The organism is Anaeroplasma sp., from assembly GCF_034179385.1.
GTDB lineage: Bacteria > Bacillota_I > Bacilli_A > Acholeplasmatales > Anaeroplasmataceae > Anaeroplasma.
In genome coordinates, this window is record NZ_JAXFPY010000109.1 from 1 (window position 1) to 22,168 (window position 22,168).

General features: G+C 31.3%; 26 protein-coding genes and 1 tRNA gene. 23 read left to right on the forward strand and 4 right to left on the reverse strand.

Translation table 11 applies throughout. The annotated features are described in order from the left end of the window. The 3 genes from SPJ17_RS07095 to SPJ17_RS07105 all read left to right on the forward strand — a co-directional run. Positions 1 to 237, forward strand: a 237-nt coding sequence (locus SPJ17_RS07095) for a DNA gyrase C-terminal beta-propeller domain-containing protein (RefSeq protein ID WP_321094111.1), incomplete at its 5' end; no start/stop codon positions are given. Positions 238 to 427: 190 nt separating this feature from the next. Continuing rightward, on the forward strand, positions 428 to 952 hold the full coding sequence (locus tag SPJ17_RS07100; RefSeq protein ID WP_321094114.1) for a DUF1016 N-terminal domain-containing protein: 525 nt from the start codon (positions 428 to 430) through the stop codon (positions 950 to 952). A 356-nt stretch (positions 953 to 1,308) separates the two neighbouring features. Beyond that, the gene (locus SPJ17_RS07105) at positions 1,309 to 2,553 is read left to right on the forward strand and encodes an STAS-like domain-containing protein (protein ID WP_321094117.1); all 1,245 of its coding nucleotides are present in this window, start codon (positions 1,309 to 1,311) and stop codon (positions 2,551 to 2,553) included. A gap of 278 nt (positions 2,554 to 2,831) precedes the next feature. Here SPJ17_RS07105 and SPJ17_RS07110 read toward each other — a convergent pair whose 3' ends face one another. After that, positions 2,832 to 3,236 (reverse strand): hypothetical protein, encoded by a 405-nt coding sequence (locus tag SPJ17_RS07110; RefSeq protein WP_321094119.1) that lies wholly within the window; start codon positions 3,234 to 3,236, stop codon positions 2,832 to 2,834. A gap of 666 nt (positions 3,237 to 3,902) precedes the next feature. On the opposite strand from SPJ17_RS07110, the gene SPJ17_RS07115 reads away from it, so the two are divergent. After that, the gene (locus SPJ17_RS07115; protein WP_321094122.1) at positions 3,903 to 4,175 is read left to right on the forward strand and encodes a hypothetical protein; all 273 of its coding nucleotides are present in this window, start codon (positions 3,903 to 3,905) and stop codon (positions 4,173 to 4,175) included. Between the two features lie 10 nt (positions 4,176 to 4,185). Beyond that, positions 4,186 to 6,618 carry an endonuclease gene (locus tag SPJ17_RS07120; RefSeq protein WP_321094124.1) on the forward strand — a complete coding sequence of 811 codons (2,433 nt, stop codon included), beginning with the start codon at positions 4,186 to 4,188 and terminating at the stop codon, positions 6,616 to 6,618. Positions 6,619 to 6,656: 38 nt separating this feature from the next. On the opposite strand, the gene SPJ17_RS07125 is transcribed toward SPJ17_RS07120, so the two are convergent. Further along, entirely contained in the window at positions 6,657 to 7,655 is a 999-nt protein-coding gene (locus SPJ17_RS07125; protein WP_321094127.1) for a S66 peptidase family protein, read from the reverse strand. 100 nt (positions 7,656 to 7,755) lie between these two features. Here SPJ17_RS07125 and SPJ17_RS07130 point away from each other — a divergent pair, with 100 nt between their 5' ends. From SPJ17_RS07130 to SPJ17_RS07210, 17 genes are all read left to right on the forward strand, one after another. Then, entirely contained in the window at positions 7,756 to 8,292 is a 537-nt protein-coding gene (locus SPJ17_RS07130; protein WP_321094129.1) for a hypothetical protein, read from the forward strand. A 2-nt stretch (positions 8,293 to 8,294) separates the two neighbouring features. Then, positions 8,295 to 8,957, forward strand: coding sequence for a hypothetical protein (locus tag SPJ17_RS07135; RefSeq protein ID WP_321094132.1), 663 nt, complete (start codon positions 8,295 to 8,297; stop codon positions 8,955 to 8,957). 65 nt (positions 8,958 to 9,022) lie between these two features. Further along, complete coding sequence (locus SPJ17_RS07140; protein ID WP_321094134.1) at positions 9,023 to 9,427, forward strand: lecithin retinol acyltransferase family protein; 405 nt, start codon at positions 9,023 to 9,025, stop codon at positions 9,425 to 9,427. Positions 9,428 to 9,444: 17 nt separating this feature from the next. Beyond that, positions 9,445 to 10,329, forward strand: a complete 885-nt coding sequence (locus SPJ17_RS07145) for an ROK family protein (RefSeq protein ID WP_321094135.1) — start codon at positions 9,445 to 9,447, stop codon at positions 10,327 to 10,329. Positions 10,330 to 10,378: 49 nt separating this feature from the next. Then, complete coding sequence (locus SPJ17_RS07150; protein WP_321094136.1) at positions 10,379 to 11,404, forward strand: aminotransferase class I/II-fold pyridoxal phosphate-dependent enzyme; 1,026 nt, start codon at positions 10,379 to 10,381, stop codon at positions 11,402 to 11,404. Positions 11,405 to 11,513: 109 nt separating this feature from the next. Beyond that, complete coding sequence (locus tag SPJ17_RS07155) at positions 11,514 to 11,984, forward strand: Lrp/AsnC family transcriptional regulator (RefSeq protein ID WP_321094138.1); 471 nt, start codon at positions 11,514 to 11,516, stop codon at positions 11,982 to 11,984. A gap of 52 nt (positions 11,985 to 12,036) precedes the next feature. Further along, entirely contained in the window at positions 12,037 to 13,272 is a 1,236-nt protein-coding gene (locus SPJ17_RS07160; protein WP_321094140.1) for a Xaa-Pro aminopeptidase, read from the forward strand. A 3-nt stretch (positions 13,273 to 13,275) separates the two neighbouring features. Continuing rightward, on the forward strand, positions 13,276 to 14,505 hold the full coding sequence (locus SPJ17_RS07165) for an aminopeptidase (protein WP_321094142.1): 1,230 nt from the start codon (positions 13,276 to 13,278) through the stop codon (positions 14,503 to 14,505). After that, entirely contained in the window at positions 14,505 to 14,939 is a 435-nt protein-coding gene (locus SPJ17_RS07170; RefSeq protein ID WP_321094145.1) for a hypothetical protein, read from the forward strand. The genes SPJ17_RS07165 and SPJ17_RS07170 overlap by 1 nt, the downstream gene beginning before the upstream one ends. Before the next feature lie 106 nt (positions 14,940 to 15,045). Beyond that, positions 15,046 to 15,120: transfer RNA gene (locus SPJ17_RS07175), tRNA-Gly, on the forward strand. A gap of 107 nt (positions 15,121 to 15,227) precedes the next feature. Further along, the gene (locus SPJ17_RS07180; protein WP_321094148.1) at positions 15,228 to 16,034 is read left to right on the forward strand and encodes an energy-coupling factor transporter ATPase; all 807 of its coding nucleotides are present in this window, start codon (positions 15,228 to 15,230) and stop codon (positions 16,032 to 16,034) included. After that, positions 16,010 to 16,864, forward strand: a complete 855-nt coding sequence (locus tag SPJ17_RS07185; protein WP_321094151.1) for an ATP-binding cassette domain-containing protein — start codon at positions 16,010 to 16,012, stop codon at positions 16,862 to 16,864. The genes SPJ17_RS07180 and SPJ17_RS07185 overlap by 25 nt, the downstream gene beginning before the upstream one ends. Continuing rightward, the gene (locus tag SPJ17_RS07190) at positions 16,864 to 17,874 is read left to right on the forward strand and encodes an energy-coupling factor transporter transmembrane component T (RefSeq protein WP_321094154.1); all 1,011 of its coding nucleotides are present in this window, start codon (positions 16,864 to 16,866) and stop codon (positions 17,872 to 17,874) included. The genes SPJ17_RS07185 and SPJ17_RS07190 overlap by 1 nt, the downstream gene beginning before the upstream one ends. Then, on the forward strand, positions 17,871 to 18,599 hold the full coding sequence (gene truA, locus SPJ17_RS07195; RefSeq protein ID WP_321094158.1) for a tRNA pseudouridine(38-40) synthase TruA: 729 nt from the start codon (positions 17,871 to 17,873) through the stop codon (positions 18,597 to 18,599). The genes SPJ17_RS07190 and truA overlap by 4 nt, the downstream gene beginning before the upstream one ends. 116 nt (positions 18,600 to 18,715) lie before the next feature. Continuing rightward, complete coding sequence (locus SPJ17_RS07200) at positions 18,716 to 19,084, forward strand: DUF2089 domain-containing protein (RefSeq protein ID WP_321094160.1); 369 nt, start codon at positions 18,716 to 18,718, stop codon at positions 19,082 to 19,084. Then, on the forward strand, positions 19,084 to 19,908 hold the full coding sequence (locus SPJ17_RS07205) for a DUF4097 family beta strand repeat-containing protein (protein WP_321094162.1): 825 nt from the start codon (positions 19,084 to 19,086) through the stop codon (positions 19,906 to 19,908). The genes SPJ17_RS07200 and SPJ17_RS07205 overlap by 1 nt, the downstream gene beginning before the upstream one ends. Further along, positions 19,892 to 20,224 carry a hypothetical protein gene (locus tag SPJ17_RS07210; RefSeq protein ID WP_321094165.1) on the forward strand — a complete coding sequence of 111 codons (333 nt, stop codon included), beginning with the start codon at positions 19,892 to 19,894 and terminating at the stop codon, positions 20,222 to 20,224. The genes SPJ17_RS07205 and SPJ17_RS07210 overlap by 17 nt, the downstream gene beginning before the upstream one ends. A 34-nt stretch (positions 20,225 to 20,258) precedes the next feature. On the opposite strand, the gene SPJ17_RS07215 is transcribed toward SPJ17_RS07210, so the two are convergent. Both SPJ17_RS07215 and SPJ17_RS07220 read right to left on the reverse strand, forming a co-directional pair. Continuing rightward, entirely contained in the window at positions 20,259 to 20,960 is a 702-nt protein-coding gene (locus tag SPJ17_RS07215) for a DUF4956 domain-containing protein (protein ID WP_321094167.1), read from the reverse strand. Beyond that, on the reverse strand, positions 20,957 to 21,676 hold the full coding sequence (locus SPJ17_RS07220) for a polyphosphate polymerase domain-containing protein (RefSeq protein WP_321094170.1): 720 nt from the start codon (positions 21,674 to 21,676) through the stop codon (positions 20,957 to 20,959). Before SPJ17_RS07220 ends, SPJ17_RS07215 begins: the two co-directional genes overlap by 4 nt. A gap of 292 nt (positions 21,677 to 21,968) precedes the next feature. Here SPJ17_RS07220 and SPJ17_RS07225 point away from each other — a divergent pair. After that, positions 21,969 to 22,168, forward strand: a 200-nt coding sequence (locus SPJ17_RS07225) for a hypothetical protein (RefSeq protein ID WP_321094173.1), incomplete at its 3' end; no start/stop codon positions are given.

Consider the following 22,168-nt stretch of genomic DNA (forward strand, 5'->3'; position numbering starts at 1 on the left):
GTTAATGATACTCTAGATTTAGTCGCTACGACAAACAAGGGTATGACAATCAGAATGCACTGTAGTGATATTTCTCAAACAGGTCGTGCTGCTCAAGGTGTTAGATTAATTCGTTTAAGAGATGATCAATCAGTATCATCAATTGCACTTGTGGCTCGTGAAGAGGATGAGATAGAAAGTGTTGTTTCTCAAACTCCTGAGCAAGTGGTAGAAGATGCAGTAGAATCGGATTTTTAATTTTAACTAAAATAATCCCAAAGAAATAAACTTGCAATCTAGTAATAAAATGGAAAATGTGATACAATAAGACCAACTTAAGGAGCTGGTAATTATGATATTACAAAATGCCCAATTGAATATAACTATAATCCTGTAAGGCTTAAAGCTTTGCAGGATTTATTTTTTTAGAAAAGAGGAAATAAATATTATGATTAAAACAAAAGAAATAACAATTTTAGAGAAAGATTATTTAGAGGATTTAAATAAAATCAAAGATACTATTAGAACGAACCAAGCTAAAGCAATGGTTGTTGTTAATAGTGCCATGATATTGACGTATTATGAAATTGGTAGAATTATCAATGAAAGAAAAATATGGGGAAGCAAATATATAGAGAATTTAGCTAATGATTTAAAAGATTATGGAAAAGGATTTTCTTATGAACAATTAAAAAGAATGAGTCATTTTGCAAATGAATTTTCTAATGAGGAAATTAGGTCACACCCTGTGACCAAAATTCCATGGAGCACATTAATAACTGTTATTATGTCAAAATCAAAATCACACACAGAAATGTTATGGTATATTAATCAAACCCATAAAAATAGATGGTCAAGGAGCCAAGTAGAATTACAATTTAAAGCTAAAGCTTATGAAAGATATTTAATTAATCCAGATACTTCTATACAAGATAGGGAAGTATCTATTAATACTGAATTAAATGAAATATAGATTTTTGCAGATGTTAAGAAGTATTATCAGGGCGATAAAAAGTAGCAGATGTGTTATGGGAGTATTTTCAAATCGAATATGTAGATAGTTGAGCACCCAAGGCAACTTCAAATTATGGAGTAGTTAAAAAATAAATGTACCTTTGCTCTACTTATGTGTGTGATTTCGTAATGAATTATAAAAAATAATGTATGATAAAGTTATAGTTAATGTAAGAATAATGGATTCTCAACAAATAAGAACAAACAATAAGGTGAAGTATGATAAATTATTTTGTCGCATTGACAACAATAAATATAAATAGGTAGAATTATTTATAAAGAAAACGATATGTATTTTTAAGAGGGGAAAACGATATGCTTAACATAAAAATTGAAGAAGGAAAGAATAAAATCACGTTGAAATCAATTAGAAGCATGAAGGTTGTTAATGACTTAATTAATATTTTTAATCAATATAAGAATATAAATAATAAAAATTTTGTGCTTGATTTTTCTGAATTATCTTCGCGGGCCTTTCCTCCTACATTGGTTTCAATAGCGGGAATTTCAGATTATTATAGAGAAAAATACGGTTTTAATATTGAATTTATAACAAAAAAGAATAAATATTTTACTCATACAAGCACTGAAAGTCCAATCCCGGTAAGCAATAATGGTATAACTAATATTGAAAATATATTTGACCAGGTAATTACTTTTTCTTCTGACAAAGATGTTTCTTTTATAAGTAATGCTATTACAAATTATCTTAAAACAAATATTTCGTGCGAAGAAGGTGTATTAATAGGGTTAAGCTGGTGCATGAATGAAGTGATGGATAATGTTTTATGGCATTCCGAAGTATCGAAAGGATATTTTATGTCACAAATCCATAAAGAGAATAAATTGATTTCAATATCAATTTATGATAATGGCATAGGTTTACTAAACTCAATAAATTCTTCTAAGCAGTATTTTGAAAAAACAGATGTTGATGCCATTAGAAGAGTCATTGAAAAAGGAGTTACGTGCGATCCTGAAATAGGGCAAGGGAATGGCTTATGGGGATTATATCAAATTGTAAAAGACAGTCATGGTTATATGACAATTAAAACCGGCTCTACTAAAATTGAATTTAATTTTAAAGATTCAAAGGAAAATGTTTCCCTTAATAATGCGTATTTAGATTCTCATAATAAGGGTACTAGAGTTGATTTTACATTGAAATTTAATCAACTTATAGATGTTAGCAAGGCACTTGATAATTATATTCCTCTAGAGTGGGTTTCAATGGAACTGGAGGAAATGCTGACTGAAACAAATTGGATTGACTTGATTATTTCTGAAAAAGCTAAAGGTGGAACAGGTACAAGAGCGTCAGGAAAAGATATTCGTTTATATACATTAAACACCGCAAAACTGTCGAGTTATCCAATCTTATTAGACTTTTTAAATATAGATGTTATTTCATCATCTTTTGCTGATGAATTCATTGGAAAATTAGCTGCAGATATAGGTATAATCGAATTTACTAATCATTTTAAGATAATTAACGCAAATGATTTTGTTAAAGGATTATTAAATAAAGCAATTGCAGAACGAATAAAACAAAAAGTATAAATCATTAAAATTGTTGATATTTATGAAAACTACAATTTTATTCTTTTAAAAAAGTTAAAAATGGTTGCCAAAAGCAAAAAAAATGGTATAATTATTATGCAATTGATCTACGTAACAGATGAGTATCCTCAATTTTTGTATGGATATCCTGGTAGACATGAAAATAGCGGGCAACCGCTTTTTTTTATTTATTAGGAAATTGTATATTAAATTTAATTTTATATTTATAACGACAAAGAGCCTAGGGTTACCTAGGCTTTAAAGCAAATTAATTTGATTTAGTATTTCTTATATTTGTTTTTCTTTTTCCAAATATCTAAAGGTACATAATGTGGTTTACCACATTTTGGGCAGTATAGAATTGGGTATTTGTTTCCATCCCAAATCTCTTCAATCATTTCCCAATCAACATCTTGTTCCTCATAATCACATTTTAAGCATTTTAAATCAATGATTTCATCATATATTTCTCTTTCAGCAAATTCATAAACTAGAGCCTTTGTCTTATCATCTAGTTTATTTATGTTTTCCTCAATTTTGACTAAAGGTTGACCATGCTCATCAAAGTCATTGCCTTCTTCATACTCTAAGTCAAAATCTAAATCTTCATATGTATAGAAGAAGATGGCTCTTCTTAGTTTTTCTTCTTTAGTTAATAATCGTTTCTTTGTTTCAAATTCCATAGTTATCCATCCTCCTTAGAATAGCCTACGAAGTAAAGATTATTTCACATTTAAAGGTGGAACAAGTTTATCAAAAGCTTATAATGTTATTTCTAGAATGTCTGAAGATATAGATTTAAAGAGTTATATGAAGACTATTCTTCTATGAAAGAAATGATTAGCGGTGAAATTCCAAGTTTTGATGAAATATACTTGTCTTTAAAAGAATTAGAAAAAATCATTAATAGATAGTTCCTTAAGGGGAGTGAGGGATTAAAATTCTTTGCTCTTTTTGAGTTTTTATCTGCGAAAATTCAAAAAAACTGTTGAATCGAGAGCTATAGGAAAAATCAAAATATTTAATGTATAATCAATGCTTTTTCATTTTATACTTTGTGTATTATTTGCAAAACATTAAAAAAATACTTTGCGTATTATTGTGTGTAATTTTATAATTTAAGTGTGGATGGTGATTTTCAATGAAATAAAAAAGGAAAATATATGAAAAACTATTGGAATTTTCTTTTTATCTTTTCTTGAAAGCTAATATACATCTTTTAATTTTAAAGCTGTATATCATACATCGATTATTTTATATATTCATATATTCGAAAATTTTCACAATTTACAGTTTTTTATTTTACCTTTATTGTTATATAATCACAATATGATAGGACGTGATACAAAATGAAAAAAAGATTGATATTATCTATATTCTTGTTGGGAGCTGGCATTGCTCTATCCTCTTGTAATAACGATAGAAATAAAGTGGAGTCAACAACAGTAGAAACAACAGAAAAGCCACAAGAAACCATAACAGAGACTACGACTGAAACTGCAACAGAAACCACAACAAAGACTATAGTTGAAACTACGACTGAAACTACAATAGAGACAACGACGGAAACTACAACAGAACCAGAGGAAACAAGCTCTTTGGCGGATTTACCTTGGGTATAGGAGAGTTGATATGAAACTTTATAAATTGTTGTTGGCTATAACGGCTATAGGTGCCGGAATTTTAATCTTTAATACCAAAGCTTATGCTTCCAATTCATATTATTTAATGAGTTGCACAGAACAAAATATTCCTACAGGATATTATTCTAGTATTGATACAACAGTATCTGAGGAAAAATTTAGAGAAAATTTACATGATGTGATTTCAAATAACTATACGTCATTTACCTATGACCAAGCTTGGGAAATCGATTATTATGCAGATGCAGATCCCTATAATGAGGGACATATAAAATGCTTATATACAGATCAAGTAGTAGATAATCTATCTCACACCTCAAGTGGTGGTAGAAAGTATTGGAATAGAGAGCATACATGGCCAAAGACACATGGCTTTAATGATAGTAAATGTAGCCCATATTCAGATTGCCATCATTTAAGAGCAGCAGAAAGTGCAATCAACATCGCGAAAAGTAATAATGATTTTGGAGAGATTGATACCGATTCCGAGTATAAGGAATCCTATGGTAATAAATATGCAGGTGGTGTATTTGAACCAAAGGATGAAGTTAAAGGCGATGTAGCAAGAATGCTACTTTATATGATGATTCGTTATGGTGAATATGATGATACTCTAATGTCTTATAAGGAAAAGGTGGATGGGGTAGATGTAACTAAGACAGAAAAGGTTAATTTGAGCTTAGTGGATGGAGCATCTACAACATCAAATTCAAACGGTAATGGCTCTTTAGCGAATCTATCTACGATTTTAAAATGGCATTATCAGGACCCCGTTTCTACAAGAGAAATCTATCAAAATAATGTCGTATATATGTTCCAAAAGAATCGTAATCCATTTATTGATCATCCAGAATATGTTGAATATGCCTTTGCTGGTTCAAAAGAATATGTAAATCCTACACCAAGTGATAGAGTAGAACCGGATACACAGATAAGAACAGAGGAATATGCAATTGAGTCTTTAGGCTTTGAAATCGATGATGGATTTACGACAAATGAGTATTATACAAAGCAAAACTATGAAACAAAGAATTTAACTTGGACAGGCTATAATGCAGTACCTGCAACTTTAGATGCAATCTGTGATGCACAATCCTTAAGATATAGCATTAAGGCAAATTCATTACAAAGCGCACAATTCTTTATGACTAAGGATGTATATAATCTATCTAGAATAACATTCAAAGCTAAAGCATCTATAGAGAATTTACCACTTAGGGTGATGTATTCTATAGATTCTGGTGTAACATGGAATACAGGAAAGACATTCTATATTTCAACTGCTGATGGCTCCTATGAGTATGTTTTAAGCGCAAATGGTGGATATGATAAAGCAAGAATTGGCTTTGTCGTTGATAGTTCATCTGACTCTTCTATTTCCTTAATAATGGATAATTTAAATGTTTATAGATTTAAAACGGATGCAGGCATAGAATTTACAAGAGAAAATACAAAATCTAGCTTGAGATTTAATTATGATTCTGAGGTTGTTACAATAGATGGATATCAATATAAGCTTGCAACAAGCGCAAGTGAAATAACGCAAGGAAAAGAAATTGTGATTACACCATTAGATATGGATAGTTATCCATATGCACTTGGCGCAGTTGCGATAACTTCTAGTGGAGGAGAAGGAAATAATCATACACAAACTCCAATTACAGTAAAGGATAATAAGATAACTGACTTAGGTAGCGCAAATATCTTAACTGTTGGTGCAGGTGCAGTTTTAGGTACAATTTCACTAAAGGATTCTGGTGGAAAATATTTAGGTAATGGAACTGCATCAAGTAATTATCTTAAGAGATATGCTTCTATGAGTGAAGGCACATCCTTTACTTTATCCATTGATGCCACAACACATGCTGCATCCTTAGTGATTGCAAAGGAATCTGTAACAAAAAACACAGTAAGATATAATGCTACAAGCGGATTATTCTCTTGTTATTCTAAGGGACAATCCGATATTGCTATTTATGTAAAGGTAGCTTCAAGCTATGAGAAAACAAATTATTTTTATAGCAATATGAAATTAAGATTCGGAGCAATCATAGATAAGGATTTATATGAATACATTTTAGATGCGGACGCAAATGCTTCCTTTGGTTTAATAATATCTAAGGATGGAGAAAACTACGATTCTTATATTTGTACACCATCCATGGTATCTATAAATAATGGAGTTGCAACTTTTGATGAAACCGGGATTTATGCACATTGGGCTTTCGTTATTCCTATAAAGATTGAAGATTATGCATCACTAGTTTATGCAAAAGCCTTTGTAACGATTCATGGGGAGAACTATTATATGAGCGAGGCATGCTATAGCGTTAAGACCTTAGCAGAGTATTACACCAATCATTTGAGTGAATTAGGCTTAACTTTAGAACAAAATGCACTATTACAGGGGATTTTATCATAAAAGAATCAGAATTATAAAAGGGCGCAATTTAGCGCCCTTTAATCCTTATATGTGATGAAAATGTTCTTTTTATCCTTATTGTATTCTACTGTAGCTAAGGCTCCAGTGCGTATTGGCATAGATGGTGGTAGGTGACCTAAATCAATATTAAATAGAATAGGCTTATTGAAGTCCTTTAGCATATCTATATAGGATTCTTCCATAGATACTCCAAAGGATTTATCATAATAATTTAAGGATCTACCAATTAAGAACATAGATACATGATCAAACCATCCGGCATTCTTTAATTGGAATAAGGCTCTTCTTAAGGAAATAGAAGTTAAGTCACAGCATTCCATAAAGAAGATAATTCCTTCATCCTTATGCCTATTTATATATTCCTTTGTATGATCAAATTTTGTTCCACAAATAGTGGCAAGGCAATCTAAGCAACCACCAAGGAATCTACCTGTAACCTTAGATTCATAATTATATGGCTTAATGATGGTTCTTTTTCTTAGATTTAATGTTACAAGAGGGTTCTTAGAATTATTTTCTAATTGCCATTTTTTATAGCCCTTAAATTCCTTTTTGCCATGAAGCATTTCCCAAGTATCTAATGCATTATAATCCAAATTGTAATAGGATGGTGCGTTTGTACCATATATACTTTCCATATCACAAATTGTAGTAATTGTATAGGTTAGGTTTGTATTATCTGAAAAGCCTACAAACCATTTTGGGTTTCTTTTAATTAATTCAAAATCAATATAGGGTAATATTTCACACATTACCTCTCCACCACCAACAGATAAAACTAAATCTGCATCACTTAAGAAGGCATCGTGGATTTCTTTGGCTCTAAGCTCTGGAGTATTCGAGGATACCTTACCTAAAGCCTTCCATATGTTTTCTCCTTCAATAATATCTGCGCCCTCCATTTTTAATCTTTCAATAGAAGCCTTTAATCTTGTTTGATAGGGCTCTGTTACACAGCCAAAGGATGGGGCAACTAAATAAATTTTTGGGTTATCGTTTAAAAATTTAGGTTTCATAGGAACCTCCTTAATCATTTCTATTATGATACCACAATTTCACTTAAAAAGAATGATTAAAATATTTGTTTGTTATGTTATAATGGGGTAGGTGGTGTTTATGAAAAACTTTTTAAAGGTTTTGTGTTTATTTTTAGGCATCAAGGTGAAGGAAAAGGAAGATTTAAACCCTGGTGTATTAGGGTATTATGATTGCAAGCCATATCATAATTTCCATTTCGCTTTGAATTATGCTAGAAATATAGAAGTATTTAATGATGGAAAAATAGAAATATATACAAGAGTATTTAAAGGTACTACCTTTGTTAATGTATTAGTGAATGATGAGGAAGGCTTTGATGTTACAAAGTTTGATTATCCAAGCCTAAGACAAAGACTTATTGAATTCGATTTAGAGAATACAGATAAAAGTGTAGTATTTATTGCCTTCCAGCATAATAATGAAAAAACAATCGAATATTGTAAGAAGCTACCTGCATCTACAAAAAATGCATTTATCCAGGGAGCTGTATTTAATCCAAAAAGTGTACATATGGATTTTTATAAGCCTGTTCCACAGTTTTATAAGCTATATGATCATTTCTGTGAGGATTTATATTTTGATTTTGCGTTTATTGACCATGTAAAGGAATCTTAATTATGTTTTTAAAGAATGTGAAAGCTAGATATTTATGGATTGCAACAGGAATTGTATTTTTGATTACTGTTGGCTTAATTGTATTATTAATAACTGTTAAGGATATCAATACAACTGTAGTTACCGTATGTATGATTATTGGATTTGTTTTAATGACCTTCTTAGTTCAAGCGGCAAGCTTTAAAAGCTTTCGCTATAAGCCTAAGAGTGAACCATCGAATCCAAAAAGATATATCCTTAATAAGGATTTATTAGAGGTATTAAGAAAAAATAAATACAAGGAAAGAAAAAGAAGCTATGGAGTAAGCTTCTTAAAGATTGCAAAGCCTAATGCTTATAAGGTTACTTTAGTAACTGATCCTCTGGCATATTTTAATCCTGATGATAGTGATAATACCGAAGGGGATAAGGAATTAGATAAGTGTGATCGTATGATTGGCTTTGAAATCTTCTTAAATTATAACGAAGAGGATATTGCTCGCTTCAGAGATTATTCCATTCAAGGACAAAATATTTATTACACATCCTTTTATAAGGAAAATGAGAATTCTAATGTATTTATTTGCGCAAATTATATTGAGCCATTAGAAAATCATAAGAAAAATTTTGAAATTTTAATGGAAGAATTAGGTTTAGAGGAAATTGTTTTGGAAAAAGAGGAATAAGCTCTTTTTTCCTTTTTAAGTTTATTCTTTTTGTAATATAATTAAGAAATGAAGAGGGTGTTACAATGTGGGTTTTAAAGAAGCCAGAATATGGAGATCAAATTAGAGTAAATCGTGGTGCGTATTACCATCATGGTATTTACCAAGATGATAACTGCATATATCAATTTGGGGTTATCGGTAATACCCAAGAATTAGACCCAAGTAAGGCTAGGGTTTGTACGACGACTTTAGAGGATTTTAGTAAGGGTAGTCCTATTGAGGTTCGAGTATATACCGATGAAGAAAAGAAAATAAAAAAATCACCATTAGATACTATATCCTATGCAAGGGATCATTTGGGTGAGGGTGGTTATGATTTAATCACAAATAACTGTGAGCATTTTTCAAACAGATGTGCCTTTGGCAAATCAGAAAGTCAGCAAGTTGATGATGTTATAAATGCAATTCGTAATATTTTTAGAAGATAATAAGGGGGAACAAAGAAATGCGTTTTGGTGTTGATGTTGGTGGTACAACAGTAAAGATTGGAGTTTGTGAGGATTATAAGGTAGTAGACACTTTTGTCGTTAAAACCACAAAGGAAAATCTTTTTAAGGATGTTTGCGAGGGAGTTATAAACTACGCAAAGGAAAAGAATGGTACAATTGATTTTGTAGGCTTTGGTATTCCTGGTGTAGTTATAGATAATAAAATTGTAAATATGCCAAATATTGGTCTTACAAATGTAGATTTAAATGAAATTGGAAAGAAATATTTTCCTAATGCAAAGATTGCATCTACAAATGATGCAAATGCAGCAGCACTAGGTGAGGCATTAGTTGGTGAAAAGTCATCATCAAGCTATATGGTTACACTAGGTACTGGTGTAGGCGGAGGGTATATCATTAACGATAAGGTTATCGCAGGTCCTCATGCCGCAACAGGTGAAATTGGTCATATGTATATTGATTCTAAGCATGAATTTCAGTGTAATTGTGGATTAAAGGGCTGCTTAGAAACAGTCGCATCCGCTACAGGTATCGTAAGACTTGCTAAAACATATTATGAAGAATTTGAAACTAAGCTAGATAAGGAGACTATGTCTGCAAAGGATGTAATGGATGCGGCAAGAGAAAGTGATCCATTAGGCCTTAAGGTCTTAGATTTAGTTGCAGAAGCATTAGGTAGAGCACTATCTATTATTGCAGTTACCTGTGATGTTGATGTATTCTACATTGGTGGTGGCGTCAGTGCAGCAGGTTCCATTTTAATTGATGCAATTAAGAAATATTACAATAAATATAGCTTCTATGCACTTAAGAATGTAAGAATTGAACCAGCAAAGCTTGGTAATACTGCAGGTATGATTGGTGCAGCATATTTAGCATAAAAATAGTAGGGATGGATATTCCATCCCTTTAACTTTAGGAGGATTATTTATGATTTATAGCTTTAGAAATGATTATTCATCTATTTGCCATAAGAAGGTAATGGATAAATTAATAGAATCTATGAAAGAACAAAATGTTGGCTATGGAGAGGATTATCATAGTGATAATGCTAAAAAATTAATTATAGAAAAATTAGGGCATGATGCAGATATCTATTTTTTAGTTGGTGGAACGCAAGCGAATACTACAGTAATTTCTGCAGTTCTTCGCCCATATGAGGCAGTAATTGCAGTAGAAAGTGGACATATCAACGTGCATGAGACAGGCGCAGTAGAAGGTCAAGGCCATAAGGTAATAACGATAAAGGGTCAGGATGGTAAGGTTTTAATTCATGAGATGCAGCATATCTTAGATACACATATGAAAACGCATATGGCATTACCTAAAATGGTATATATTAGCCAGTCTACAGAGGTTGGTACTGTATATAGCTTAGAGGAACTAAAGGAAATCTATGAATTCTGTCAAAAGAATTCCTTATATTTATTCTTAGATGGCGCAAGATTAGCCTCAGGTATGGCAGCATCAGGTATTACATTTTCTGATTTAGGTAAATATACAGATGTATTCTATATTGGTGGTACAAAAAATGGTGGCTATTTAGGTGAGGCAGTCGTATTCAATAATAAGGAAATAGCAAAGAATTTTAATTATGCTCAAAAGCATTATGGAGCCTTAATGGCTAAAGGCTTTGTTGCCTCTATCCCTTTTGAGGTATTAATGCAGGATGACCTATATTTAGAAATAGGTAAAAAGGAAAATGAATGTGCTTCTTATTTAGCGGAAGGATTAAAGAAGCTAGGCTATAAGTTTTATAGTAATTCTATAACGAATCAAATTTTCCCTATTGTACCTAAAGAGCTATTTTTCGTATTAGAGGAACGATATGGTGTAGAGCTTTGGGAAAAGCTCGAAAGCGAATTTTATGCAATACGATTTGTTACCTCATTCACAACTACACAAGAAAACTGTCAAGAAGTACTTGATTTTTTAAAGAAATATCAATGTAATTGATTTTTATTTGATTTTTTTTAAAAAAACGAAATATTATTAGTCTTTGTTTTGACAACCTAATTTTATAGTGCTATAATGTAGGCAAACTATAAAAGAGGGGTATATATTTATGTCAGTATGTGTTTTAGATGAATACGATAAGAAGATTATTAAATATTTACAGGAAGATTCTTCCATTTCAAATATAGATTTATCAAAGAAGATTGGACTTGCACCATCCTCTTGCTTACTTCGTGTTAAAAATTTAAAGGAGCAAAGAATTTTAAAGCAATTCACAGCAGTAGTTGATGAAAAGATGCTTGGCTATGAAATCACATGCTTTGCAAAGATTTCTATGCATCCATTAAATAGAGAGACCTCCAACCAGTTTATTGAAGAAGCAAGAAAGATCCCTGAAATTGTAGAATGCTATACGATTACAGGTGATAGTGCATTTATGCTTAAGGTTGTTGCAAAGAATTTCCAGTATTATCGTGATTTTATTTTTGACAAGCTTTTATCTGTACCATATGTTTCAAACATTGAAACATCTATTGTAGTAGCTACAGAGAAAAAGACGAATTTTATTCCATTAGATTAATTATGAGCCCACAAGGGCTTTTTGTTTCACTTTTAACAAGGGAGGTATTATTATGTTAAAGGAATGCTTTAAGGCAAACAGAAAAAAGATTTTAGATCAAATGGAGGATAATTCTATTCTTTATGTGTATTCAAGAAGAAAGGAAGAATCCTTGACGAATGAAAGATACAACGTAAATCGTAATTATTTTTATCTTTCCGGTGTATTAGAATTTGATAATGTAGTTATGCTTACTAAAATTAACGGTAAGGAAACAGAGGTTATTTATATCAATCCATATGATGAATTTAAAGCGAAATGGGTTGGTGCACCATTTTCTATAGAAAAGGTAATGGAATTATCTGGTATTAAGGATGTTCGCTATTTGGAAAACTTAAAAATGAATAGAGATTCCTTATTAAATGTATGTAATACCATTTATTTAGATTTTGAGCCAAATCTGCTTAATGATTTACCAACAGAAACAGAAAAGCTTGCCTCTGATATTAAACTAAAAAAACCTTGGGTTAATATTAAAAACGCAAGGCCATTCTTCCAAAATGCGAGAATGGTAAAGCATGAAGAAGAATTAGAAGAAATGAAAAAAGCTATTCATATTACAAGACTTGGTATTGAAAATATACTAATGAATATGAAGGAGTCTTATGAATATCAGCTAGAAAGCTATTTTGATCAGGCAATTAAATATAATGGAGCTACAGGCTATGCTTTCGCTACCATTGCTGCATCAGGTAAGAATGCAACATGTCTACATTATAGCGATAATGATTCTATAGCCAAGAATGGAGATTTAATTCTATTCGATTTAGGATCAAGTGTTAATATGTATTGCTCAGATATTTCAAGAACCTTCCCTGTAAATGGTAAATTTAGCGAAAGACAAAAGGAAATCTATAATATTGTGCTTGAAGCACAAAGAAAGGTTTTCGAGGCTGCAAAGCCAGGTGTAACTATAAGAGATTTACAGCAGGTTGTCATTAAGCATTATGAGGTAGAGCTAAAAAGAATTGGATTAATTAAGGATCCAAAAGAGGTTTCTAAATATTATTATCATGGAGTATCTCATCATATTGGTCTTGATTGTCACGACCTATCCGATCACTTTGCTCCACTTAAGGATGGTGATGTAATCTCGAATGAACCAGGCTTATATATTGAAGAAGAGGGTATTGGTATTCGTATTGAGGATGATATGCTAATTACAGAAGATGGCTCTTTTAATCTTTCTGGTGAAATATTAAAAACAGTAGAAGAAATTGAAGAATTTATGGAAAAAAATAAGAGGTAGTATATGAATAAGACAATTTTAAAGAATTATGCAAAGCTAATCGCAAGAGTAGGTGTAAATGTTCAAAAGGGACAGGATGTAAATATTACTGCAAATGTCAATGATGAATATTTTGTAAAATATGTTGTTGAGGAATGCTATAAGGCTGGCGCTAGAAAGGTTACTATCGATTGGGTTAGTGATATTTCGGATAAGCTTGCTTATAAATACCAAGATGTTGAATCCTTAGCAGAATTTCCAGTTTGGAAGGAAGAAAAATTTAAATATCAGGTAGAAAAGCTTCCTGCAAGAATTTTTATTGATTCTTCAGACCCAGATGCAATGGCAGGGGTAGACCAAGAAAAAATGACTGCGGTAAGAAGAATTATTGGACCAAAGACCTTGCCATACCGTGAGCAAATGGAAAACAAATACCAATGGACGATCGTTGGTATTCCAAGTATCGATTGGGCTAAGAAGATTTTCCCTAAGGAGTCCAAAAATAACGCAATGAAAAAGCTTTGGGATGCAATTCTTACTACGGCAAGAATTTATGGAGATCCAATTAAGAATTGGGAAGAGCACAACAAGAATTTACGTGAAAAATATACAAAGCTTAATGATTTAAAGATTAAGACTTTATATTATAAAGCCTCCAATGGTACAGATTTCAGTGTATCCTTAAAGGATTGTATGATTTGGAATGGTGGAGATGAAACTACACTTAGTGGAGTAGTATTCCAACCAAACATGCCGACAGAGGAATGCTTTACATCTCCAGATAAAACTTCTGCAAATGGTATCGTTTATGCTGCAAAGCCATTATCTGTTATGGGTAAGGTTGTTGATAATTTTGGATTTAGATTTGAGAATGGTAAAATCGTTGAGGTATTCGCTAAGGACCCATCTCATAAGGAATTGCTTGAAAAGCTAATCAGCCTAGATGAGGGCGCAAGAATGCTTGGAGAGGTAGCTTTAGTACCATTTGATTCTCCAATCAACCAAACAGGCTTATTGTTCTATAACACATTATATGATGAGAATGCTTGCTGCCATTTAGCTATCGGTAGAGCATTTAATGAATGTATCAAAGATTTTGATAAGATGAGTGAAGAAGAGATTAAGGCAGTAGATTTAAATATCTCTATGATTCATGTTGATTTCATGATTGGTACAAAGGATCTACATATTGAGGCAGATACCTATGATGGAAGACATGTAGTCATCTTTGATGAAGGTACCTGGGCAATTTAATGGAAGTTGTTCAATGTGTTAAAATTTATGGATTTTCCTCTACCTATAATCCTTTTTATAGTGATGAATTCACAATAGAGCGTGATGGGAATGTTTATTATCATGGCATTATAGGTGATCTATACTACAATTGGGAATTCCATACAAAATCCGATGGCTTTTTGCTAACCTTCACAGGACTTGTCATCGAATTGTTTAATTCGAATTTTAATCAAGTTATTAAGGATGATAAGAAAAATGGCTATAAAATAGAAATCATCACAGAAGAAGACGATCATTATATCTATACATTCTATGGATTAATGGAAGAAAATGAACAGGAATCTATAAGAAATGTTCTTACAGAATTTATTCCTATTTTTGAAGAATTACCAGAATATATGGAATCCAAAGAAGAGGAATACGAAGAAGAGATAGAATATTTGGAATCTTAAGGAATGGAGGAGTGAAAACCGCTCCTCTTATTATTTCTTTAAAAAAGTGAAAATTATAGTTGACAAGGAAATAAAATTTGATATAATTGAAATGCACGTTGAAAATGCCGCAGTAGTACAACGGTTAGTACATCTGATTGCCATTCAGATGATGACGGTTCGATTCCGTTCTGTGGCTCCAATAAATAACGCAAGGAGCGATGAGCTCCTTTTTCTTTTTTAAATGCTTTTCTTTTTACATTATGTCTATTTTGTGTTATTATTTTTGGTGTTTAGCGAGGTAATTATATGATAGAGGTAAAGAATGTTAAATTTTCATATAATAGTCAAGATCGCGCTGTAAAGGGCGTGTCTTTTTCTGTTGCTGATCATGAATGGTTATCGATTATAGGTCATAATGGTAGTGGTAAGTCCACGCTTGCCAAGCTATTGATTGGCTTAATTGAACCACAGGCTGGAACAATTTCTTATGATTCCTTAGAATTAAATGAAACGAATGTAGGAGAAATAAGAAAGAGAGTTGGAATTGTATTCCAAAACCCTGATAATCAATTTGTTGGATATAATGTTTTATATGATATCGCCTTTGGCCTTGAGAATCATTTAATCCCAAGAGAAGAAATGAGAGCCTTAATTGATGAATATATCCAAAAGGTGGATATGAAAGATTATTTATATAGAGAACCAGAAACTCTATCTGGTGGTCAAAAACAAAGAGTTGCTATCGCAGGTATTCTTGCGATGAATTGCGATATTATTATTTTAGATGAGGCAACCTCTATGCTAGACCCACAAGGTACAGAAGAAATCATATCCTTAATTGAGGAATTACATACGAAATATAATAAAACGATAATTACTATAACTCATGATTTAGCTTTAGCGGAGAAATCCGATAGAATTATTGTCATGAAGCAAGGTGAAATCATAAAGGAAGGAAGTCCTGAGGAAATATTTATGGAAAGAGATATATTATTATCCTCTAACCTAGATATGCCTTTTTCCCTTAAGGCGGCTTATCAGGCTTCTAAAACCGAATTAAATGAGAATAAGGAGCTAATGGATGCCCTATGGGAATATCATTCAACCATGTAACGCATTTATATCCTGGGGTTAAAAGAAAGGAATATACTCTAGCCTTAGAGGATGTTTCCTTAGATATAAATGAAAAGAATGAATTCATCGCAATCGTAGGTAAGACTGGCAGTGGAAAATCAACTTTAATTCAGCATATGAATGCATTAAAGCTTCCAACTAAGGGAACCGTTTCTATCTTCGATAATATCATTACTCCAAAGAAAAGGAAAAACCCAAAGCTTAAGAATGTAAGAAAAAGAGTAGGCTTTGTATTCCAATTTCCTGAATATCAATTGTTTGAGGAAACTGTATTAAAGGATATTATGTTTGCTCCAATCAATTTTGGCATGAAAAAGGAAGAAGCAGAACAAAAGGCTTTGGAAATTGCTAAGCTTTTAGGTATTTCACATCTTTTAAAGAAATCTCCATTCAATCTATCTGGTGGACAAATGAGAAAGGTTGCTATCGCAGGTATATTATCCTATGATCCAGATATTCTATTATTAGATGAACCAACGAGAGGCTTAGACCCTAAGGGTCAGGTTGAAATAATGGAATTATTCTATAAAATTCATAAGGAAACAGGTAAAACAATTATTCTTATTACACATGATATGGATTTAGTATATCAATATGCAACAAGGGTTATTGTATTAAATGATACAAAGATTACCTATGATGGAGATAAGGTTAAATTATTTTTAGATGGTATTTACAAGGACAATAATTTAACAAAGCCTGAGGTATTAAAGCTTATTGATTATTTAAATAATAAATTTCATTATAATATCGATTATAATACCTTCACCTTGGATGATTTATTATCTAAGCTTAAGGAGGTGGCATAATGGAAAATATTGCGTTTGGTCAATATTATCCAGGAAAATCCTGGATATATAAGCTAGATCCTAGACTTAAAATTATAGCTACCATTTCTTTAATTGTATTTATATTCTTAATACCAATGACATCTATTCATGGGTTATATATGATGCTTGGTGCATTAGCCTTATATATTTTAGCCTTTTTAACCACAGGTATTCCTATATTAAAGGTATTGAATGGACTTAAGCCAATATTATTCCTGTTGGTATTTACAGTTGTACTTCAGTTAATCTATACAACAGGAGAACAAGTAACGTTACTATATGCTATTCCTATGTCGATAGGATTATATCAAACCTTGATTATGATAGGATTAATCGCTCTTTATTTTTTAACTAAGAAATATTTACCATTTAAAACTCTATTCTTATTTGTAATATTGTTTTTATGCTTTATGGTGATGTGGGATAACCCATTTGAAAAATTTCATTGGAATTTTAATTTCAATTGGGCAAGCTGGGATTTTAATATCTATGAGGCTGGTGTAATACGTGCATCCTTCATATTCTTAAGAATTGTATTAATGCTTGGTATTACATCCTTGCTTACATTATCGACTATGTCTACAGACATTAATAATGGTCTTGAGGCTGTATTATCTCCATTAAAGCTATTTAAGATTCCTGTTGGCATATTCTCTATGCTCATATCCTTAACGCTAAGATTTATACCAACCTTGATGATTGAAAGTAAAAAGATTATGAATGCTCAAGCATCACGTGGAGTTGATTTTAGTGAGGGAAGTCTAAAGGATAAGGTAAATCAAATTATAGCTTTATTAATTCCTATGTTTGTTATTTCCTTTAAAAGAGCTGAGGATTTATCGAATGCTATGGAGGCAAGAGGTTATATCGTTGGAGCTAAGAGAACAAAGATTGATGAGCTAAAGCTTAGGTGGAGAGATTATCTAGTCATAGTCTTCTTAATTTTATTGCTTACATCCGTCATTTTAGGAAGGATATATTTTGTATGAGATATAAATGTATTTTAGCCTATGATGGCACATCTTATTATGGATTTCAAATCCAAGAGGATTTACCTACGATTGAGCTTGAGCTTAAAAAGGCACTCAAGAATGCCTTTGGATTAGATATTAAGGTGTATGGGTCTGGTAGAACGGATAAGGGCGTTCATGCAAAGGGCCAAGTGATTCATTTTGATTTAGAAAGCAAAATACCTGCAGAAGGCGTAAAAAGGGCCTTAAATTCCTTTTTGCCAAAGGATATATATATTTCTTCTGTAGAAGTAGTAAACGAAGAATTCCACGCTAGATTTAGTGCGAAATTAAAGGAATATAGATATTATATTAATGTTAAGGAATATGATCCTTTAACGATTAATTATATGCCCTTTTATAATTATTTAGATTTATCCTTGATGGAGGATGCAATGAAATTATTCTTGGGTACTCATGATTTTAAAGGCTTTGCCTCTGCATCGATTGATGAAAGAAAGGATACAGTAAAAACTATATTTCAAGCAGATATGAATATACTAGATGGTAAGGTTGAATTCATATTTGTAGGTACAGCCTTCTTAAAATATCAAATTAGAAGAATGATGGGATTATTAATTGATATTGGAAGAGGCTATTATAAAAAAGATAAAATTCTTGAGGTTTTAGAGAAGAAGGATCCATCCATATCCCATAGAGTTATAGAGCCAACAGGATTATATTTATATAAAGTCACTTATTAGTGGCTTTTTTTGTGACACAAAAATTGAAAAAATTAAGCATAAGATTAAAAAAATTAACAAAATATATTGATTTTTATTAATTTATGGTTAAAATAATAGATGAAAGGTGTGATGGTATGAAGAAAAATATTATTGGATATTGTCCTATATGTCATGATAAGCTCGTTGTAAAAACATTGAGATGTAATCATTGTGATACAGAAATCACAGGAGATTTTGTTTTAAATCCTTTTGATTATCTATCTAAGGATCAACTAGATTTCGCATTAGTATTTATTAAAAATCAAGGGAATATAAAGGCGATAGAAAAGGATTTGGGTATATCCTATCCAACCGTTAAGAAAAACATTGAAGATTTATGTATATCCTTAAATATGAAGGAGGATAATGATTCAAATAATGATTTAAGAGAAGAAACAAAAAGAAGGCTTAAAAGAGGGGAAATAAGCTTTGAGGATGCAGAAAGGATATTAGGCAAGTTATAATGAAAGAATTTTTAAAGGAATTAGAAGAAAAATTAAAAGAAAAGAATATAGAAAATTGGGAAGAAATATTAGATAAATACGAAAAAAGATTTAATTTTGGATTAGAATCTGGATTAAGTGATGAAGAAATTATAAGAATGCTTGGAAGTATAGAAGATATTATAGATAGCTATAGTAAAAAGGAAGATACAGATATGGATGGACTAAAAATTCATGTATCTACGGTTTTAGATGATGTTTTCTTTGAAAGATCTAAGGATGATACCTTCCATGTATATTTAGAAAATATAAATGAGAATTCCTATAAGATTATTAAAAATGAAAAGGAAATAAATATTGAATATATCAATAAGAAATTCTTTGGATTAAATAGAAGAAAACCTGGAGTAATTACGATAGCGCTTCCTTTTGGCGTAGTACTTGGAGATATTACATTATCTAGTGTAAGTGGTGATTTAAAATCGGAAATCGATTTAAGTGGTAAAAATATGGATTTAGAGATGGTATCTGGAGACTCGAAATTCAATAAAATACATATGAATTCCTTCAAGGCGCATGTGGTATCTGGCGATTTAGATATGGATTCTATAAATTCAAACAGTATTGAATTTTCTAGTGTGAGTGGAGATATAGAAGTAGACCAGGTAAATTCAAAATCTCTTAAGGCTGAAACAATATCTGGAGATGTTCGCATAAATGAGGCAAACGATGGCATTCATATTAGTACAAGCTCAATTTCTGGAGATATTCGTATTCAAGGAAAGAAATATAAGAATTTTACAAACGAGGTAAAGGAGGAATTTAAGAATGAGCGTTCGAAATAAAATTGTTGCAGCAACACCATTAATTGCGTTGATTGTATTTTTAACTATTGGCTTTACAACGGGTATTTGGCACCCAACCTGGATTGTGTTCTTCGCAATATTTATTGTGCCAGATTTATTAAGCAAACATTTTTATTTAAAGATTTATCCTATTGTTGTTTTAGCAGTGTATTTAACCTTAGGATTCTATTTTGGAATATGGCATCCTCTTTGGATTATTTTCCTAACAATTCCTGTATATTACATCTTATTTGGAAGAGGTAAACATATAAAGAAAATAGAGGATAAGGATTCAGAAAGAATAGAAATATTATAGAAAAAGGAGCATCCAAGCGGATACTCCTTTTTCCTTACTCAAATCTTCTAACGCTTAAGGAAACCATTAGATTACCATTCTTTTCTCTTATTTCATCTAATAGCTCCTTTTGATGATCTTCGTTTTTAATTTTAATAATATAGGTTAATTCAAACATTGTTCCAAAATCAGTAGATTTAACCTTCTTTAAATCATAGGATAAACAATATTTTTGTAAGGTTTCATCAAATAAATTATCAAAATTCAAGGATTCGGGTACAACAACCTTAAGCGTCATTTCCTTAGGGGAAGGTAGGCTGAATTTTGTAAAGCTTACAATTAGAATTAGTATCGCTGCAAGTACGGCAACAATTCCTGCATATAAGACATATCCAAAGCCAGATAAGAATCCAAGGATAATCGCAAACATAATGAAGATTAAATCTGTCGAATCCTTCTGTGTAGAACGGAATCTAGTTATGCATAGGATACCTGCAAAGCTAAAGCCTAGAGTGGTTCTTGCGGTAGTAGATTCAAGCCCGATGACTCTAGATGCCATTACGATTGCACAAACCCCAATAGGCATCAATATTAAGGATAAAGGTAAATCTGTTGAGAATCCCCTTTTTCTTTTAAAGAATTTATATAAAAATGCTAATCCAAATCCAAAGACAATAGACAATCCTATACAAAGGGCCATCACCCATGGGACTATAGTGGTATCTGTTACAATGGAATCTAATGCGGATAAAATCATAGCTTGTTTTCCTCCAATTTTAATAATTTATATTCTGTTCCATATTTTGAGAAGCTCGTTGGATATATTTTTAAATCGGATAGGGCTCTTGCAAACCAAAGTGGATAATTTTGGCTTGCCTTTACCTCCATTAAGAAATACCCTTTTGGGAGTAAGGATATATCACAGCTTTCTATATCAAAATCTAAATCATGCCTTCTTGCATAGATTTGATCATCGAAGGTTAATCTAAAATTCGAATCATTTATGTCAAAATATGCGACTCTTACATAGGTGATAAAGACCTTTGGCTTTAGGCTATAGATATTTAATAAATATTTTAATTCCTTACTAACCTGGTTATCTAAATAGGAATCTCTTTTGGGTATAATTCCATTATTTATAAAATTATCTAATTCTTCCTTTGTTAGAATAACCCTTCTTTTATATACAATCTTTTCTGATTTTCTTTTGATTTCTAGAAAGTATTCATCTTTTCCATCATTATATGTACCATATTTTCTTACTCTAAGCTTTTCCTTAAAAATAGGTTTATTGGTAGACATATGAATTAATTCGTTGTTGTCTGTATCATAATAAATATTACGTATTAAATAATTCTTATTCTTTTTACAAAAGGAATCAAGCTCCATGTGAGATTGAATTCTTTCCTCTAAGGCTTCCTTTTGTTCCTTAGTTAGTATATATTTTTTTTCATATCTTTTAAAAGTATTCATCTCATCACCTCACTTTTGCATATAATTATAAGCAACAAGTTTAGGAACACTTTGGAAAATAATAAAAATTATGTGTAAGTGTCTTATTAGATTATACCATTAAAAGCAACGAATTATACAAGAAAAATTTTTTTCTTGATTTGTGTTTCCCCAAAATTAAATATGCCCCTTAAAAAGGTAAAAAATAAATCCAGATTTTAGTCTGGATTTTAGTGCTTATATAGTGAAAAAAGGCCCCAAAAATGGTATAATATAATTGTGCAAAAACATCATAAACAAGGGGTCTTTTTCTATGAATAATTATACAGCTTTAAATGAGAAAATACTAGAGGAATTAACAGATTTTACAGCAAATATTTCTAAAGGATTGGGAAAAGTTGATACGCATTTCTTATGCGATATTATAAATGGTATTGTTTCTAACAATAGTATTATTTTATCTGATATTGTAAGAACGAGTGGAATGAATAATATCAAAAAAGGTGTTGAAAG

Coding starts and splice junctions, on each gene's coding strand:
- SPJ17_RS07170 (WP_321094145.1), top strand. CDS start 14,505: ATGGAAGTTGTTCAATGTGTTAAAATTTATGGATTTTCCTCTACCTAT.
- SPJ17_RS07165 (WP_321094142.1), top strand. CDS start 13,276: ATGAATAAGACAATTTTAAAGAATTATGCAAAGCTAATCGCAAGAGTA.
- SPJ17_RS07150 (WP_321094136.1), top strand. CDS start 10,379: ATGATTTATAGCTTTAGAAATGATTATTCATCTATTTGCCATAAGAAG.
- SPJ17_RS07160 (WP_321094140.1), top strand. CDS start 12,037: ATGTTAAAGGAATGCTTTAAGGCAAACAGAAAAAAGATTTTAGATCAA.
- SPJ17_RS07100 (WP_321094114.1), top strand. CDS start 428: ATGATTAAAACAAAAGAAATAACAATTTTAGAGAAAGATTATTTAGAG.
- SPJ17_RS07115 (WP_321094122.1), top strand. CDS start 3,903: ATGAAAAAAAGATTGATATTATCTATATTCTTGTTGGGAGCTGGCATT.
- SPJ17_RS07145 (WP_321094135.1), top strand. CDS start 9,445: ATGCGTTTTGGTGTTGATGTTGGTGGTACAACAGTAAAGATTGGAGTT.
- SPJ17_RS07130 (WP_321094129.1), top strand. CDS start 7,756: ATGAAAAACTTTTTAAAGGTTTTGTGTTTATTTTTAGGCATCAAGGTG.
- SPJ17_RS07185 (WP_321094151.1), top strand. CDS start 16,010: ATGGGAATATCATTCAACCATGTAACGCATTTATATCCTGGGGTTAAA.
- SPJ17_RS07210 (WP_321094165.1), top strand. CDS start 19,892: ATGAGCGTTCGAAATAAAATTGTTGCAGCAACACCATTAATTGCGTTG.
- truA (WP_321094158.1), top strand. CDS start 17,871: ATGAGATATAAATGTATTTTAGCCTATGATGGCACATCTTATTATGGA.
- SPJ17_RS07120 (WP_321094124.1), top strand. CDS start 4,186: ATGAAACTTTATAAATTGTTGTTGGCTATAACGGCTATAGGTGCCGGA.
- SPJ17_RS07135 (WP_321094132.1), top strand. CDS start 8,295: ATGTTTTTAAAGAATGTGAAAGCTAGATATTTATGGATTGCAACAGGA.
- SPJ17_RS07200 (WP_321094160.1), top strand. CDS start 18,716: ATGAAGAAAAATATTATTGGATATTGTCCTATATGTCATGATAAGCTC.
- SPJ17_RS07110 (WP_321094119.1), bottom strand. CDS start 3,236: ATGGAATTTGAAACAAAGAAACGATTATTAACTAAAGAAGAAAAACTA.
- SPJ17_RS07205 (WP_321094162.1), top strand. CDS start 19,084: ATGAAAGAATTTTTAAAGGAATTAGAAGAAAAATTAAAAGAAAAGAAT.
- SPJ17_RS07180 (WP_321094148.1), top strand. CDS start 15,228: ATGATAGAGGTAAAGAATGTTAAATTTTCATATAATAGTCAAGATCGC.
- SPJ17_RS07190 (WP_321094154.1), top strand. CDS start 16,864: ATGGAAAATATTGCGTTTGGTCAATATTATCCAGGAAAATCCTGGATA.
- SPJ17_RS07215 (WP_321094167.1), bottom strand. CDS start 20,960: ATGATTTTATCCGCATTAGATTCCATTGTAACAGATACCACTATAGTC.
- SPJ17_RS07155 (WP_321094138.1), top strand. CDS start 11,514: ATGTCAGTATGTGTTTTAGATGAATACGATAAGAAGATTATTAAATAT.
- SPJ17_RS07220 (WP_321094170.1), bottom strand. CDS start 21,676: ATGAATACTTTTAAAAGATATGAAAAAAAATATATACTAACTAAGGAA.
- SPJ17_RS07140 (WP_321094134.1), top strand. CDS start 9,023: ATGTGGGTTTTAAAGAAGCCAGAATATGGAGATCAAATTAGAGTAAAT.
- SPJ17_RS07105 (WP_321094117.1), top strand. CDS start 1,309: ATGCTTAACATAAAAATTGAAGAAGGAAAGAATAAAATCACGTTGAAA.
- SPJ17_RS07125 (WP_321094127.1), bottom strand. CDS start 7,655: ATGAAACCTAAATTTTTAAACGATAACCCAAAAATTTATTTAGTTGCC.